General features: G+C 34.1%; 16 protein-coding genes. 7 read left to right on the plus strand and 9 right to left on the minus strand.

What is annotated here, in order from left to right; all coding sequences use genetic code 11:
* Window positions 1–242 precede the first annotated feature (242 nt).
* On the plus strand, window positions 243–1508 hold the full coding sequence (locus GOQ24_RS03230) for an acetyl-CoA hydrolase/transferase family protein (protein WP_155091841.1): 1266 nt from the start codon (window positions 243–245) through the stop codon (window positions 1506–1508).
* A gap of 37 nt (window positions 1509–1545) precedes the next feature.
* Here GOQ24_RS03230 and GOQ24_RS03235 read toward each other — a convergent pair whose 3' ends face one another.
* Entirely contained in the window at window positions 1546–2991 is a 1446-nt protein-coding gene (locus GOQ24_RS03235; protein WP_155091840.1) for a TonB-dependent receptor, read from the minus strand.
* 81 nt (window positions 2992–3072) lie between these two features.
* Between GOQ24_RS03235 and GOQ24_RS03240 the strand changes: the two genes are divergently transcribed.
* The 3 genes from GOQ24_RS03240 to GOQ24_RS03250 all read left to right on the plus strand — a co-directional run bounded on the left by GOQ24_RS03240 (window position 3073) and on the right by GOQ24_RS03250 (window position 4897).
* On the plus strand, window positions 3073–3837 hold the full coding sequence (locus GOQ24_RS03240; RefSeq protein WP_155091839.1) for an MBL fold metallo-hydrolase: 765 nt from the start codon (window positions 3073–3075) through the stop codon (window positions 3835–3837).
* 93 nt (window positions 3838–3930) lie between these two features.
* The gene (locus GOQ24_RS03245) at window positions 3931–4347 is read left to right on the plus strand and encodes a hydrolase (protein WP_230381505.1); all 417 of its coding nucleotides are present in this window, start codon (window positions 3931–3933) and stop codon (window positions 4345–4347) included.
* A gap of 13 nt (window positions 4348–4360) precedes the next feature.
* Window positions 4361–4897, plus strand: coding sequence for a hypothetical protein (locus tag GOQ24_RS03250; RefSeq protein ID WP_160339099.1), 537 nt, complete (start codon window positions 4361–4363; stop codon window positions 4895–4897).
* A gap of 55 nt (window positions 4898–4952) precedes the next feature.
* On the opposite strand, the gene GOQ24_RS03255 is transcribed toward GOQ24_RS03250, so the two are convergent.
* From GOQ24_RS03255 to GOQ24_RS03275, 5 genes are all read right to left on the minus strand, one after another.
* Window positions 4953–5603, minus strand: coding sequence for an alpha/beta hydrolase (locus GOQ24_RS03255; RefSeq protein ID WP_155091836.1), 651 nt, complete (start codon window positions 5601–5603; stop codon window positions 4953–4955).
* A gap of 9 nt (window positions 5604–5612) precedes the next feature.
* Window positions 5613–5990 carry a hypothetical protein gene (locus tag GOQ24_RS03260; protein WP_155091835.1) on the minus strand — a complete coding sequence of 126 codons (378 nt, stop codon included), beginning with the start codon at window positions 5988–5990 and terminating at the stop codon, window positions 5613–5615.
* Between the two features lie 6 nt (window positions 5991–5996).
* Window positions 5997–7256, minus strand: a complete 1260-nt coding sequence (locus GOQ24_RS03265; protein WP_155091834.1) for a dihydroorotase — start codon at window positions 7254–7256, stop codon at window positions 5997–5999.
* A 134-nt stretch (window positions 7257–7390) separates the two neighbouring features.
* On the minus strand, window positions 7391–8128 hold the full coding sequence (locus GOQ24_RS03270) for a carboxypeptidase-like regulatory domain-containing protein (protein ID WP_155091833.1): 738 nt from the start codon (window positions 8126–8128) through the stop codon (window positions 7391–7393).
* Between the two features lie 69 nt (window positions 8129–8197).
* On the minus strand, window positions 8198–10075 hold the full coding sequence (locus tag GOQ24_RS03275; protein WP_155091832.1) for a DEAD/DEAH box helicase: 1878 nt from the start codon (window positions 10073–10075) through the stop codon (window positions 8198–8200).
* Between the two features lie 532 nt (window positions 10076–10607).
* Between GOQ24_RS03275 and GOQ24_RS03280 the strand changes: the two genes are divergently transcribed.
* Together GOQ24_RS03280 and GOQ24_RS03285 are read left to right on the plus strand one after the other, a co-directional pair.
* Entirely contained in the window at window positions 10608–10823 is a 216-nt protein-coding gene (locus GOQ24_RS03280) for a hypothetical protein (protein ID WP_155091831.1), read from the plus strand.
* A 60-nt stretch (window positions 10824–10883) separates the two neighbouring features.
* A complete protein-coding gene (locus GOQ24_RS03285; protein WP_155091830.1) occupies window positions 10884–11105 on the plus strand; it encodes a hypothetical protein in 222 nt (73 codons plus the stop codon).
* Between the two features lie 51 nt (window positions 11106–11156).
* Here the strand turns inward: GOQ24_RS03285 and GOQ24_RS03290 are convergent, their stop codons facing one another.
* Both GOQ24_RS03290 and recG read right to left on the minus strand, forming a co-directional pair.
* The gene (locus GOQ24_RS03290) at window positions 11157–11738 is read right to left on the minus strand and encodes a non-canonical purine NTP diphosphatase (protein WP_160339100.1); all 582 of its coding nucleotides are present in this window, start codon (window positions 11736–11738) and stop codon (window positions 11157–11159) included.
* 11 nt (window positions 11739–11749) lie between these two features.
* A complete protein-coding gene (gene recG / locus GOQ24_RS03295; RefSeq protein WP_155091828.1) occupies window positions 11750–13852 on the minus strand; it encodes an ATP-dependent DNA helicase RecG in 2103 nt (700 codons plus the stop codon).
* Window positions 13853–14475: 623 nt separating this feature from the next.
* Between recG and GOQ24_RS03300 the strand changes: the two genes are divergently transcribed.
* On the plus strand, window positions 14476–14958 hold the full coding sequence (locus GOQ24_RS03300) for a hypothetical protein (protein WP_155091827.1): 483 nt from the start codon (window positions 14476–14478) through the stop codon (window positions 14956–14958).
* Window positions 14959–15074: 116 nt separating this feature from the next.
* On the opposite strand, the gene GOQ24_RS03305 is transcribed toward GOQ24_RS03300, so the two are convergent.
* Window positions 15075–15479, minus strand: coding sequence for a DUF4377 domain-containing protein (locus tag GOQ24_RS03305; RefSeq protein ID WP_155091826.1), 405 nt, complete (start codon window positions 15477–15479; stop codon window positions 15075–15077).
* Window positions 15480–16591 lie beyond the last annotated feature (1112 nt).

Raw genomic sequence — 16591 nt, forward strand, 5'->3', positions numbered from 1 at the left:
TTGATAGCTTCTCAGATAAGCTCCATTTCTTGTATTTCATAAGTCCAAAGTTATGTAATTAATTTACTAGTTTCACTCCAGCTTATTTAGGGGCTAAGATATGTTTCTAATTTGTTTTTATTCATTTTTATAGGCTAAATCTTTCTGTTCAATGATGTATATCAGGTATTCTGTGTTTTTATTTTTTGTAATTTGTAAGGACTTTAAATAAGACTTTTTACAAACTAAAATAGCGCATACTTATGAAATATGTATCAGCAGAAGAAGCTGCGAAAGTAGTCGAATCAGGCAATAGAATTTATGTACATGCCGCAGCGGCAACCCCTAATATATTAACGAAAGCGATAAGTGATCGCGCCAGTGAATTGAGAAATGTTGAATTTTGTCATATTCACACAGAAGGACCTGCTCCTTATGCTGATCCTTCTTTGGCTGATAGTTTTCATGTAAATTCATTTTTTATAGGAAAGAATGTAAGACACACAATAACTGAAGGGAACGGATCGTATACGCCCGTTTTTTTAAGTGAAGTACCTACTTTATTTCGAAAAGGCGTACTGAAAATAGACGTTGTTCTTATTCAAGTTTCACCTCCTGATGAACATGGTTTTTGCTCATTAGGTGTTTCAGTAGAAGGAACTGTTGCTGCTATGGAGAATGCTCGATGGGTCATTGCCCAAGTCAATAAGAATATGCCACGTACATTTGGAGATAGTGTATTGCACATATCAAAAATTGACTTAGCAGTAGAACATCACTCGCCGATTTATGCGAGTAAGCAATTGCCTATCACAGATACAGAGAAGGTTATAGGGCAGTATGTAGCAGAATTGATAGAAGATGAAAGTACGCTTCAAATGGGGATTGGTTCTATTCCTAATGCTGTTTTATCTCAGTTGACTTCTCATAAGCATTTAGGTTTGCACACGGAGATGTTTTCAGACGGGGTAATTGATTTGATAGAAAGTGGAGTAATTGATTGTTCTCGAAAAACAATAGCAAAGGGTAGGGCACTTGCAACCTTTTTATTGGGGTCAGAGCGCTTGTACAAATTTGTAGATAACAATCCTTTTATTGTGATGAAAGAGTCAAGTTATGTCAATGACACTTCTATTATCCGACAAAATCCTAAAGTTGTAGCGATTAACTCTGCCTTAGAAGTTGATTTAACAGGACAAGTGTGTGCAGATTCACTTGGAGTAAAGATGTATTCTGGCGTTGGAGGTCAAATGGACTTTGTAAGAGGAGCTTCTTTGAGTAAAGGAGGAAAAGCGATCATTGCTTTGAGTTCTACAAGTAATAAAGGACATAATCGCATCGTTCCCTTTTTAAAACAAGGAGCAGGGGTGGTAACCACTCGTGCGCATGCTCAATATATTGTGACAGAATATGGTGTAGCTGATTTGTATGGTAAAACCTTAAAGCAACGTGTGTCAGCAATGGTAGAAATTGCACATCCAGATTTTAGAGAAGAAATATTAAAGACGTACTACGAGAGTATAAAGTAAATAAAAAAACTCCCTGTTTTGACAGGGAGTTTTTTTATTAGTTTTTGTATCCAAATAACTCTTTTTCTTTTATCATTTGAGAGATACCTGCAGGAAGTTGTTGTTCCCATCCATCTTTCTTCTCTTGTAATTGCTTTAATACATCACGAGAGAAGATTCCTAAGTGTTTCTCTTCATATTCAGTAATGTCGACAATCTGTCCTTGTTTTTTGAAGAATTTATATAGTTCTTTCATCTGAATATCTACTTTCAGATTAGTAGAATTGATAATATTCTTCTCTTTATCCATCATAGGGTAAAGGTAAATCTTCATGTTTTTTCTAAATAGTTTACCTAAGGCCTCTAATATTCCACCTGTCAAGTTTTTGTAGTACTTTTCTTCAAAAATATTCAATAAGCTACTTACACCTAAACTCATTGCAATTTTCTGATCAGTATAAGTACAGAAATATTCAGTTAGTTTATAGTATTCTTGGAAATTGGAAATCATAACAGTTTGCCCTAAAGAACACAGAAGATCAGCTCTATGTAAGAAGTCTATTTCATCTATTTCCCCTTCTGTTAGTAAATTAGAAAGAGTAATTTCAAAAACAACTGTTGTATTTTGTCTATTCAAGTCATTCTCTCGTATAAACATATCTATGGACTTCTGTGTCATATCCATATTTACAATTGTCACAGGTCTAAAACTACCTCTAAGGGCAAGAATGTTTTGTTTGTATAGTACATTAGCTGGTAGTTTGCTTTGTCCATCACTGCCAAACATCACTGCATCTGTCATACCATTTTTTACCAAGAACAAGCTCATTAGTCTATTGTCAACGTCTTGAAATAAAGGTCCAGAAAAGTTGATACTGTCAATTTCTATTTGATCTTTATCCAAGTGATCATATAGGCTGTGTATAAGTTTTTTTGGGTCGTGATTTTGGTAGTAAGCACCATAGATTAAGTTCACTCCTAAAATACCCAATGTTTCTTGTTGTAGTTTAGAATCAGTTTCTTTGAATTGAATGTGTAGAACTATTTTGCTAAAAGCTTGGTCAGGCTCTGATTGAAACTTTATCCCAATCCATCCATGTCCTTTGTTTTTCTTAGCGTAATCAATAGTAGCTACAGTATTGGCATAGCTAAAAAAAGTTTTGTTAGGATTGTCTTCGCGTATTAATCGGTCTTCTAATTTACGCGTTTCGTAATCTAACATTTTGTTTAATCTACTTTCAGTAACGTATCTTCCATCTTCTTCTACAGAGTAAATAGCATCACTAAATACTTTATCATAGGCAGACATTGCTTTAGCGATTGTTCTTGAGGAACCTCCAGCACGGAAAAAATGTCTTACAGTTTCTTGTCCTGCACCAATTTCAGCAAAAGTACCATAAATATTGTTGTTCAAATTTATGCGTAATGCTTTATCAGAGATAGCGGGTTGGTGTTCAATTAATCTATCTCCTTCTAATACTAAGTCTTCTGAAAATTTCTTCATTAATTAGCTTTTTAAACAAACGTAACAAATATCGTACAAGAAAAAAAGATAAACCTTACTTTTGTAATAAAATTAAATGTTTTGGAGGTATATTTTTTAGGAACAGGTACATCACAAGGGATTCCAATAATTGGGATTGATCACCCAGTAGCACACAGTACAGATCAAAGAGATAAAAGACTTAGAACTTCTGTGCTAATAAAGTGGGATGATGTAACACTTGTTATTGATTGTGGTCCTGATTTTAGACAGCAAATGTTAAGTGCGAAGTGTGAGTATCTCGACGCAATCTTATTTACACACGAACACGCTGATCATATCGCAGGATTGGACGAGATTAGACCTTTCAGCTTGTTGTACGGTGACTTGCCTATCTATGCTTCTGAGCAAGTAATGGAGGCTTTGAAGAAGCGATATGATTATATTTTTGCTACTGAGAACAGGTATCCAGGAGCTCCTTCAGTTCAACAAAATTTAATTAACTCATCTACTCCTTTTTATATTAAAAACAAGGAAATACAAGCTTTGGATATTATGCATGGCAATTTGCCTATTCTTGGATATAGATTAGGTGACTTAGTTTATATTACGGATGCAAAGTATATTGATGAGAGTCAAAGGGAAAAGATAAGAGGTTGCAAAGTATTAATCGTAAATGCTTTGAAAGTAAATGAGCATCCTACTCACTTTAATCTTGAGGAGTCTTTGGCATTTATCCAAGATATCAATCCTGAAAAAACCTATTTAATCCACATTGCACAAGACTTAGGATTTCATGCAGAAGTAGAGAAAGTTCTGCCAAAAAACGTATATTTGGCCTATGATAACTTGCAAATTAAAATTTAAAATAACCACTATATAATGAGACATAAAGCTTTTTTTTACCTATTCGTATTTTCACTTTTAATCATTGTGTTTTTGTATGCAACGAATAAAAATATGACTAGGTCAGAAGAGAAAAAGACTGAAATTGCTAATAAGAGGATTGATATTATACGAGATTCTCTGAAGTCAGTAGTAATGGAATTGAATGAAGCAAAGTATTTTTCTATTGATGGCAATTCAGATGCTCAAGAGTATTTTAACTATAAAACTTTAGATGATAATCTTGCAGGTATAAAAGAACAAGTATTGGCTTTAAATCATCAAGAGAATGGCAATCCTTTGGTTCCTTACGGTAAGGTAAATGACGACAAAGCTTTAATTAATAAAGTGAGTATCTTGAATCACCGTTGGTTGATTGCTGAGTTTTTTATTGGAGATTTAAGGGGAGAAGTACTTGTTAAGTATTTCTACAGTGAAGGCAAGCCTACTGATTTCGAGACAATCGAAACTGTGTTATACAATAATAAATAAACGATAAATTAATATGAGAGCTTTAGTTATTTCTGTTTTATTAATTAGTTCAATGTTTGTTTCTTGTGACTTTGTGCTAAAGGACAATAAGAGTCAAAATGAACCTCCTACTGTTTTAACTGATGGAGGAAAGACTATTGTGGGGGAGGAAGATGAGCATGGTTGTACTTATTCTGCAGCATATCGTTGGAGTAAACTCCGCAAAGATTGTATTCGACCTTTCGAAGAAGGGTTTAGATTAAATCCGATCGAAGAAGATAGTGTCTTACACGAGCAAATTATAGATGAAGAAAATGATATTGATGAGAACCAGGTAAGTTGCTTTGTTATAGTAAGTGAAGACAAAAAGTTCGCAGAGATCTTTTTACCTAATGAGTTAAAGAGTATTCTGTTAGAAGAAAAGAATATAAGTGGTCTTTACAGCAATGAGGGTTGGGAGTTGGATACCAGAGAAGATATGGTTTTGAAAGAAAAGGGAGAAACGGTCTTTTCTGCTGCTAAAACAATAGAAATGAATATCATTAGTCCGGATCAGGAATTGACGGAGTAAGTGATTGGAAAATACAAAAGAGGGAGGTGACTATATTTAATCACCTCCCTCTTTTTTATTGTTCTAAGAAATCTTTAAAGTCTTTGAAGTTTAAAGGATGTACTCCATGACCTACGGGATATTCTTTGTATTGAAAATCGATGTTTAAGCTTTTTAGTACAGTGGGTGTTTGTCTTGCCCAATCAACGGGAATGACTTGATCAACTGTACCGTGTGAAGCAAAGAACTTAATCTTAGAAAAATCATTTGATTCGAAGTTCTCATTGATAATGTTTGTATTGAAATATCCACTTAAAGCGACTACTTTGTTTACCTTTTCGGGATAAGATAATGCTATTGAATAACTTAAAATAGCTCCTTGACTAAATCCAACTAAATTAACGTTGTTTGAGTCAATAGGGTACTTTTGAAGCAATTCGTCTATAAACTTTACGATTAATTCTCTCGATTCTATCGCCTGTGCGTCATCAGAGAATTTGTTTGCATCTGCATCAAAATGTATTGCATACCATGCATATCCATAAGGAGGAACAGGGTAGGGTGCACGGGCAGAAACAATATAATATTCATCAGATAATTCTGAAGCGAAAGAGAAAAGATCTTCCTCATTACTTCCATATCCATGCAAAAGGATGATTAAGGGATTCTTATCCTTAATTACCTTAGGCTCTTTAAGTATATATGATATTGATAAAGATGTGTCCATAGTGATATTTTAAGCAGATAATTTATTAAACCATTTTTGAAAGTAAACTCCAAAAGCAGGTAGTACTTTGATGTCATTACTCAATGATCCTACAAAGCTATATACCCACAAGATGAAAAAACACAGGAAGAAACCTGAAGTCATAAACCAAGAGTTTGCCATTCCCACAAAGTAAGCTAATGCATAAAATAGGAGGTGAATCCCAAAAGCTTGTTTGATATAAAAGCCAGAGTATTTATTTTTTGAATCAATATTGCTAAATATAGCTACAAGGCAACCAATAATTGTAATATGTGCTACTACTGCCATTGTCTTTCCTTTTTTTACTTCTTCAGCGCTAATAAAAAGCTGTGACTTTCCGCCTTCTTGATTTTTCTGTGTATTCATTTGATTTTACTCTTTATTCAGTGTTATATTATTGTTGTTTATACAGCCAATTACTTTTCCTTTCAGTTGTAAGTTTAAAAAGGCTGAGTTATGTGATTTAGATAGTATATTCTTTTTCGTAAAAGTATATTCTCCTTCAGTTGTAAATAACGATAGATTTGCTTTTTCTCCTTCTTTGATTGATACTTTTTCTAATTGAAAGATGGCTCTTGCCTTTGTTAATTTTTCAACGATTACATCGACTGGCAATATGGTATTCAAAGCGGTGAATGCACTCTCTAAACCGATTGTTCCAAAAGAGGCTTTGTCAAACTCCAGCTTTTTGTGTTCAATATCCAGTGGATTGTGCTCAGAAGTGATACAGTCAATTGTGCCGTCTTTTACTGCTTCAATTAATGCTTGGCGAGTGTTTTCATCTCTTAGAGGAGGTAATACTTTGTATCTGGTATCAAATTCTCTTAGCTTTTCGTCTGTCATCACTAAGTGATGTACTGCAACACTACAAGTAACTTGTAAGCCTTTCTTTTTGGCTTCTTTAATCAGTTCAATTGACTTCGCAGTAGATATAGTAGGGATGTGTAACTTTCCTCCTGTATACTCCAGTAAGAATAGGTTGCGTGCTATTTGAATTTCTTCTGAAAGAGCAGGAATTCCCTTTAGACCTAATTTTGTTGCCTCAGTTCCCTCGTTAGCAACTCCTTTCCCAATAATACTGTCGTCTTGACTGTAAGCGATAACTAAGCCGTCAAAATCTTGAACATATTGTAGTGCTATTTTTAAAACATTGGCATTGCCAATTGCCTTTTTATAATCTCCAAAAGCTATAGCTCCAGCATTCTTCATGTCAAACAATTCTGCAAGATCAGTACCTTTAGACCCTACTGTTAAAGCGCCTATAGGGAAAACTTCAGTTGTAGCTCCTTGTGCTTTTTGCTTGATAAAGTTAACTATGGTTTGGTTATCTGTAATTGGATTGTTGTTAGGTTCTACAGCAATCTGTGTAAATCCACTTTTAGCTGCTGTAAGCAATCCGTTTTGTATATTTTCTCTTTCCTCGAATCCTGGTTCTCCTAAACAAACGGATGAATCAAACCAGCCTGGCGAAATGTGTAAATTATCTTCCTTGATAATTAATTCATCGGACGTAGGCTCGATCGTATTGGCAATTTGTGTAATTAAGCCATTCTCAATTTTTAAATCAACAAGTTGATTGTGGTGCGTACTTGTTGTGTCAATTACTTTAACTTTCTTTAAAATGATATTCATCTTTTATAGCGTAGTTTTAAATTATGATGTGTTGTTACTGTTGCAAAAATACTTTAAATTCTCAGAAATTGATCTTTCTCTATTCAAATTCGTTAGGGCATAAAAAAATACATCTATATAATAGATGTATTGAATTATTTTGAAGATAGCACTTTGGAATTGTTATAGCAATCATTTAGGGCTTGATAAATTTGAAAATCTGTTGCGGTATAAATAAATTTATCAGAATAGCTACAATTTTGAAGAGTCTTGACGATATCCTCTCTTGTAATGTCTAATAACCCACAGACAATCTCTCTATCATACCTCGTTTGCATTAAAGCGATCATGTTTTGATCTTCCTTAATTGCATCCAATTTCTTGAGCTTTTTATCTTTTCCTTTAAACATATTATAGACTGCGTCGACAGGGCTAAAGAAAGTCCCTATTGCTGAACTATAATACGGTGTTCTATTTCTTCTGTAAAAGTCAAATTCCATTTTGTCATTTAACTCTAATAATTTGGTATCGACTTCTAATATACCTGTTAAGTCAAATTTTCTAATAATAATCTCGTCTAACATAATGGTTTGCTCTTCAAAGTAAATCTTTAAATTCTCGTTGTTAAGCCAGTCATTGGTCACTTTAAGTTTGATCGGATTATAGCCAGGGTAGGAGAAGTGTATAGAGTCGTTTAGGTTCGCCTCTAAGGCAAATGTACCATCCCTTTTGCTGACAGTTCCTTTTACTCGGGTAATGTTTATTACATTGACATCGTCAATAGGTAAAAATGACTTATCATTAATGATAGTACCTTTTACTTCATTTTTGCTTTGGGCAAAAACAGTAAAGGAGCTCAGTATTAGAAATAAAAAAACTGTAAAATTTCTCATAGTTTTAAGATTGCTTAAAAATAAAAGATATTTTACAGTTTTAAGTACTATTTCGTAAAAATTAACAAATTAGTTTCTTCTTGTTCTTCTTGAAGATCCTGCATCGCTACTTCTTCTCGAGCTTCTTTCGTTACGTGGAGCTCTGTTGTTGTCAGAATTTCTATCTGATCTTCTTTCACCACCACGTCTGTCATCAGATCTTCTTTCACCACCGCGTCTGTCGTCAGATCTTCTCTCACCACCGCGTCTGTCTGAATTTCCACTTCTGAAAGATCTTTCTCCACCTCTGTCGTTGCTACGTCCACCTCTTCTGTTGTGGTCACGTCTATTGTTGTTTCTACCTCCATCATTGTTAGAGATTTCAACATTTACTCTACGACCTTTGTAAGATTCTTCGTTTAAGATAGACATTACTTTCTCAGCGTGATCTGCTTCAACATTGAAGAAAGAGAAACCTTCTTTTACGTCAACTTTGAATAAATCATCTCTACCTAAATCCAATGTCTCTTTTAAGTAATCCTTAAGAGTCATCCAATCTAAATCGTCTTTAGCTCCTAAGTTGATGAAGAAACGAACTGCACCGTCTGATGGAATTTCTTTTGAGTTTCCACGAGATGAAGATACAGAAGTTAAATTATTAGAAGGTTTTTGGTAGTAATCTAAGAATCTGTTGAATTCTACAGAAACTACTTTCTTGATAATTTCCTCTTTGTCAAAATCTTGAAGTAATTCAGTAATCGCAGGAATGAATGATTCAATCTCTTGATTAACCTCTACGTCTTTGATTCTATTTGCTAAGTGGTATAATTGAATTTCGCAAATCTCAATACCTGAAGGGATTGGTTTCTCTTCAAATTTTGTTTTGATAATTCTTTCAATTTGACCGATTTTTCTAAGTTCACTTTTGGTAATGATTACCATAGATGTACCTGATTTACCTGCACGTCCTGTACGACCACTACGGTGAGTGTACGTTTCGATTTCGTCTGGTAATTGGTAGTTAATTACGTGTGTAATGTCGTCAACGTCAATTCCACGAGCAGCAACGTCTGTAGCTACTAACATTTGAATTTGTTTACCGCGGAAAGATTTCATTACTGCATCTCTTTGCGCTTGTGATAAATCTCCGTGTAAAGCAGCAGCATTATACCCGTCTTCAATTAACTTTTCAGCAATTGCTTGTGTATCTCTTTTTGTTCTACAAAATACAACTGAGAAAATGTCAGGGTTAGCATCAGCTAAGCGTTTAAGTGCTAAATAACGATCTCTACCTCCAACAAGGTAAAATTCGTGACTAACATTTGTCGAAGCTTGATTTTTGTGTCCAACTGTAATTTCTTCTGGAGTTTTCATAAACTCTCTTGCAATACTTGCTACCTCTGCAGGCATTGTTGCTGAAAACAACCAAATGTTTTTTTCTTCTGGAGTATCCGCTAAAATAGCTGTGATATCGTCATAGAAGCCCATATTAAGCATTTCATCCGCCTCATCTAAAACACAGTACTCAATATCTTTGATATTAACCATACCTCTGTTGATCATGTCCTGCATTCTACCAGGAGTAGCAACAATGATATTTGCACCGCGTTTAATTTCTCTTGCTTGTTCTGTGATGCTTGCACCACCGTAAATAGCAACAGTATGTAGGCCTTTTACGTACTTAGCGTACTGTTTAATTTCGTTTGCGATTTGCAAACATAACTCTCTAGTCGGCGATAAGATAAGAGCTTGCGTATTTTTTTTAGACAAGTCTATCTTCTGGATCAAAGGAAAACCAAATGCTGCGGTTTTCCCAGTTCCCGTTTGGGCTAACGCAACAATATCGGTATTTTTTTCTAATAATAAAGGAATCGCCTTTACCTGGATTTCTGATGGATTTTCAAATCCTAAATCACTAATCGCTGATAGAAGGGATTCATTTAATCCTAATTGTTCGAAATTGTTCATATAAATATTAAAATAGCCGCAAATGTACTACTATTCAATGAAAAATTATACTTCAAAGTCATTTATTATTGAAAAATAAATAATTTAACGCTTTGTATATGCCTTTTCATGTCGATTAAACAGTGATTTTTCAATTGTTTTTAGGTAAGGTGTTCATTATTAAATAGTTTGGTCTTAGCCTAAAAAGTGTGCCATTAATGTTTTAGACTTTTTTGTTAAAGTGTGATTGGTAGAAAGATGAGACGATGTGATTGGTTCTTTACTTGTGAAGATGTAATAGGAGTTTGTGTTTGTAATGATCAGTATATTAGTGTTTTGTTAATTGTATTGGCTGTAAAAAATGATTGTGAGAGTATTGTTTACTTTTTTGATATGTTGTCTAATATAAAGTATTGTATCAGCTCAAGTGACTAAACCACTATTTAATAAATCGGATACCTTAGACAAACAAAGAGTAAATGAAGAGGAAGGAAGGTATTGAGTTATTACAAACAAAGGAGAAGTGTACTTTGTTGATTATGATAATAAACCTATGAAAAATACAGGTATAGCGTATTGTGGTAACTTTAAACCATTTGTTGAGTATGAAATAAAAAAGGAAAAGGATATTTTTAATATTTATGAGATATGTGGTACTTATGCCCCTTATACTGTAAGCAGTGTGATATTAGTAGATTCTATTAAACTAATAAAGAGTGTAAATGTTTTAATTTTTAATGGACAAAAGACTATTGGTTATTCAAGTTAATCCAATGTAGTTTCAAGAAATTCTCTATAGTATATTTTAGAGAGAGAAGGGAAGTATCGTTTGTACAGTCAGCCTGATATAGGGTATGATAGTATTGTATTTGAAAGCAATCCTTCTGAATTAATTGTTGAGAAAGAGAAGAAGTATGGTTTAGCAAAAATAACTACATTAAAATATAAAGAACTAAAACGATTAAATGAATATTTATTTATACGTGAGTTGTTTGATGGAAGAAAAGTGTATGTTGATACTCAGGGGAGGGAGTACTTTCTCAGAAAATAGGATTAACAAAAATAAACAACAAGGGCAGTCTGTGCAGACTGCCCTTGTTGTTTATTTTTGTTGCGTTAGCAAGAAATTGACTAATTGACTAACAGCCTTTCCTCTATGGCTAATGGCATTTTTTTGCTCTATAGTTATTTCGGCAAATGATTTATCCATACCCTCTGCTACAAAGATTGGGTCGTAACCGAATCCTTGATTACCTTGGCGCTCTTTTAATAAATGACCATCTATAATACCTGTGAAGTAGAAAGTTTCTGTATGTAAGTTTAGGCAAATTACTGTTTTGAAATTCGCCTTGCGGTTATCTTTATCTTTTAGTGTTTCTAATAATTTGTCAATATTCGCATCGTCATTTTTATCCTCGCCAGCATATCTTGCAGAGTACACACCTGGGGCTCCATTCAGTGCATCTACTTCGAGTCCTGAATCATCAGCGAAGCAATCATAACCATAGTGTCTTTTGACAAAGTCAGCTTTTAGTTTGGCGTTGCCCTCTATTGTGTCAGCTGTTTCTGGGATGTCTATATTACATCCAATATCTTCAAGACTTAAAATTTCTATTGAATCAGGTAGTTGATTCTTGATTTCCTTAATTTTGTTTTTGTTGTTTGAAGCAAATACTAATTTCATAGTGTTGTTGTTTAGCTTATGTAATTCCAAATAGTTGTTTTGCTATTTAGTACGTTTAATTTGTTTTTAATATTTTGATTTGTTTCGTCTTCTAAGTTAGGATCTTCTTTTAGAAGTTGTACAGCCTGATGTCTTGCATAGTGTAGGATATCTTGGTCCTTAACGATATCTGCTATTTTTAAAGGAAGCGTTCCGCTTTGTTGTTTTCCCATGATATCTCCGGGACCTCTAAGCTTTAGATCTACTTCGGATATTTCGAATCCATCATTGGTACGGCACATAGTTTCCATTCTGATTTTTGAGTCATTACTCAGTTTATCTCCGGTCATAAGGATACAATAACTTTGTTCAGCGCCTCTACCCACGCGGCCTCTTAGCTGGTGTAGTTGAGATAAACCAAAACGCTCCGCACTTTCGATAATCATTACAGAAGCATTCGGGACATTCACGCCAACTTCAATTACAGTTGTTGCGACCATGATATTTGTGTTTCCCTTAGCAAATCGATCCATTTCAACTTCTTTTTCAGCAGGAGTCATCTGACCATGAACAATGCTTACACTGTATTCAGGTAAAGGGAAATCTCTGGATATCCCCTCATATCCCTCCATGAGATTTTTGTAATCCAAGGTTTCGCTTTCTTCTATTAGTGGATATACGATGTATACTTGTCTTCCCTTGGCAATTTCCGTTCTGATAAAATGCCAAACAGCCAATCGCTTCCCTTCAAAATAATGAAGGGTTTCTATTGGTTTTCGACCAGGTGGGAGTTCATCTATAACTGAAACATCAAGATCTCCATACAAACTCATGGCAAGAGTACGGGGAATAGGTGTAGCTGTCATGACTAATACATGGGGAGGGAGGACATTTTTAGTCCACAATTTTGAACGTTGTTCAACACCGAATCGATGTTGTTCATCTATAATCGCTAAGCCGAGATTTTTAAAAATAACTTTATCTTCAAAAAGCGCATGAGTTCCAATTAAAATCTGCAGTTCTCCGCTTTCAAGTTCTTCGTGAATGATTCGGCGTTCTACTGTTTTGGATGATCCAGTCAATAACTTTATATTTAAATTCAACGGTTGGGCAAATTCGGATATACCAATAAAGTGTTGCGTTGCCAAAATCTCTGTCGGGGCAACAATACAAGCTTGGAAACCGTTGTCTAAGGCTAATAAGCAGCTGAGAAAAGCAACAATTGTTTTTCCCGATCCTACATCTCCTTGTAGTAAGCGATTCATTTGAGCCTCTTGGCCAACGTCATTTCTAATTTCTTTAATTACCCTCTTTTGAGCTCCTGTTAATGGGAAGGGTAAATGTTCTTTGTAAAAAGTATTGAAATAGTCGCCAACAGTTTTAAAAGGAAAACCTTTAATCTTGTGTTTACGCGCAATATTTTTTATTAGCAACTGCATTTGAATATAGAAGAACTCTTCAAATTTCAATCTAAATTCTGCTTTGGACAGTAGGTTTGGGTCTTTTGGGAAGTGAATATTAATTAAGGCATCTCTCATAGAGAGTAGGCTTAATCTTTGTCGCATTTCCTTCGGTAAAGTGTCATTGAACAATTGATGAGTTTCAACTAAAAGTTGATTCATTAATTTATTCATTGCCTTATTTGATATCTTCGAACCTAATTTTTCAGTAGAAGGATAGACTGCTTGCATGGCAGAAGAAAGGTTCTTTTGGTGGTCTTCTAACAGCTCTAATTCTGGATGTGGAATTGAAAAAGAGTAGTTGAAACTATTCAATTTGCCAAATGCAACATAAGGAGTGTTGATTTTTAGATTCTCTTTAATCCATTTAAAACCTTGAAACCATACGAGTTCCATTTCTCCAGTACCATCTGTGAAAGTCGCTACAAGGCGTTTGCCTCTTTTTTGTTCAACTGTTTTTAAGTGAATGATTTTTCCAATGATTTGTACTTCGCTATTATTGCCATTTAGTTCATTGATGCTATAGTATTTTGTACGGTCAATGTATCTATTTGGATATAGATGTAGTAGATCTCTATAAGTAAAAATACCCAATTCTTTCTTTAGGAGATCTCCCCTCTGTGGGCCAACTCCTTTAAGGTATTCAATTGGTGTATCAAGTAGATTTCTCGACATGTTTATTAAGTTAAATACGGGGCTAAGATACAAATTTATGTCGGCAACTCCTCTACGTTTCTTCTTTGGTATTGCTATAATCCTAAGCAAAAAGTGAGTTTTTTACCTTAGAGTTTTAACCTTGAATCCCCTTTGCTCAAACCCAACAAAGGAAATCTAAATCACAAGTTTTCAATTTACTTTAAAACTCTACTGTAGCAAACTTGTATCATTCATTCTATTTCGTGTTAGATCCTTCTTTTTCGCTTAAATACCTATGGTACCTTGTAGGTGAAAATTGTCTAATAACCCACAAGGGATAGTGTCTTAAGCAAGTATGTTTCGCTTTTTCTAATTCCGATTATTGATTGCACAATTGATTTGCCATTCATCTGAGAAAAAGTAAAAGAATAAAAAATCAAAGCTGAAAATACGGGTGTGTAATATTATTTGAGATGTAGGAATGAGGAGTGTAGGAGCTTATTTTTTGCTTTGAACTCCACTGTTTTTCATACTTATTTAATTTTGTTTTACATATATAGCGTATGCTTACTCAAAAAACAAATAGGTTAGCCAAATATTTATGCTGAAGTTATTCAAATAGTATTAATTTTAACAAATAAAATAAAATTAAAATAATTGCTGTGAAAAATAAATATTTTAAAACTTTCTATTTCGTCTTTTTATTCATGTTGTTTGGGTGCAGTTCTTCTGATTATGAATTAGTTAATAATGGCCCGTTAAGTGGTACAATGTGGGAGATGACGGAAATGAATGTTTTAAGCGAAGAAGGAAACGTTGAGATGAAGTTGGATGTGTATGGTTATCAAAAGATGCTTTTTTTTAAGCATGGAGGTGTTCTATCAGTGAGTGAGCATAAGGAAGGAAGTGAACAGTATACTGTCAAGTTTGATTCAAATTTATCAGAGGACGTGCTTTGTATCAAGTACGAGGAAAGTAATGAAAAGGTAAAGGGAATAGTGAATTTAAGAGAGAATAGGATTAGTATTCGATATAAAGTTGGTACACTGAAAGGAAGTCATCGTGAGGAAACTCAAAGCGAAAGCGATCTACCGAACAATTACTATGAAGAAGTGTATAGAAAAGTTCAGTCGTATAAAGAGTAAGTTGATTTAGTGACAATGTGGAATCGCATTGATGAAAATATATGAAAAAGTCCATCACTGTTTAAGTGTAAGTGGAATACAGAACAAGAGGTTAGCTTAGCTAACCTCTTGTTGTTTTATTTTTTCTCTTTAGAAATTAATTTGACTAAAGTATAGCGAATAGAAGGAGCATCTGCTGGAGGATTTTTTAATTCAGTACGTTTTACTTCTACTACGTACTCGAATCCTTCTTCGTACTCAAATCCCTCAATCCCTTGATACATAAATTGCCATTCTGCATCTTTACTCTCTTTAATTTGCATACATTTCATTGGCCCGACACCTGTACAGTCTGCTAACTTATCTGCAATAATGTAAGTAACTGTTCCTTCAATCTGCACTTCTTCTTGTTGTGCAACAGGTTGTACTTCTTCAGTCTTTTGTTCAGAATTAGGAACTGTTGTGTCTTCTTTCTTTTCATTGTTTTTACAAGAAACAAAAGCCATTGCGCTAATTGCAATTAATAAAATCGCCTTTTTCATAGTTGTGTTTTTTAAATAAATACTGATTTTTAAGTACTTATACTTTTTTTTCAGTGTGTTGATTATCACTGAGATAGTCAATAATACTTGGTAATAAAAATAGTGATTTTATTGTTGATAGCAGCATGTTAAAGTGTTTTTTAGTATGTTAAAGTGAGAAATAGAATCTTAGCTATTAGAATGGTTTGCCAAAAAGGGTGTACCGTTGTGTGGTCATTAGTCTTAGGTTGAACAAAAGGTAAAAATCTCTGTGGGTATTCACCAGTTTAATTTAAAATACAAAAAGCTAATAGTATGCCCATAACAGAATACTTGTGTAGTGATATTGGGTAAAAGCTTTCTGATCTTCTGATTGTTGTTAAAGAATTATTTTCTAAGTATTGCTTTCTGTGATTCAATAGGAGTACTTCTTTTTTGTAAAGTAGCAAAACCCGTTTTGTATGATTATTTTCAAATTAGTGTGCTTTTGGTTGCACTTTCTTCGGGTTTTCTTGCAGCTTGCTGGGGGTTTTCTTGGGAAAACACTCCTTTTGGGCAGTAAAAGTGCAAGGATACTCGAAGAAAGGTGCAAGAAAGTCCGATGAAAGTATTGGTGTTCTTTATGTTTAGTAAGGTTGAATTTAGTCAAAGAGTTTCACAAGGTGAAAGTAGGTGTAGAAGTCCTGATTCAATTGCCCCCGCATTTTAAATGGTTTATTGCTTTTGGTGTACTCTGTATTCAGTGAATAGATAAGGGGATAATCAAAACAAAGGTTGTTTTAAAGGTTTAAAAACATTCAAGAAACCTTTTTTAAATCGATTTAAAAGCTGTTTTAAGAACTTTTAAGCTGTGTTAAGGCAAGTTGTTATTTTTCCACTGATAAAGGAAATAAAAGTAGCTATAAGTGTTTTAAAGTAGGGGGAGGTAGGTTTAGGGATGGTGATGATATAGAGTTTTTCTTGGTAAGTAAGGGGGAATCATTCTGTACTTGTCAACTTTTAGCACTGGATTGAAGTGAGAGTTTGCTAAGTAACGTGAGTTCGATATAAGAAAAAGCAAAAAAAAGCTATAAAAAAAGAGATAGGATTAGTATATTTAAGGTTCTGAATCACAAATATTTAACTAAAACTAT

This window comes from Myroides sp. LoEW2-1 (assembly GCF_009767705.1).
Lineage (GTDB): Bacteria > Bacteroidota > Bacteroidia > Flavobacteriales > Flavobacteriaceae > Flavobacterium > Flavobacterium album_A.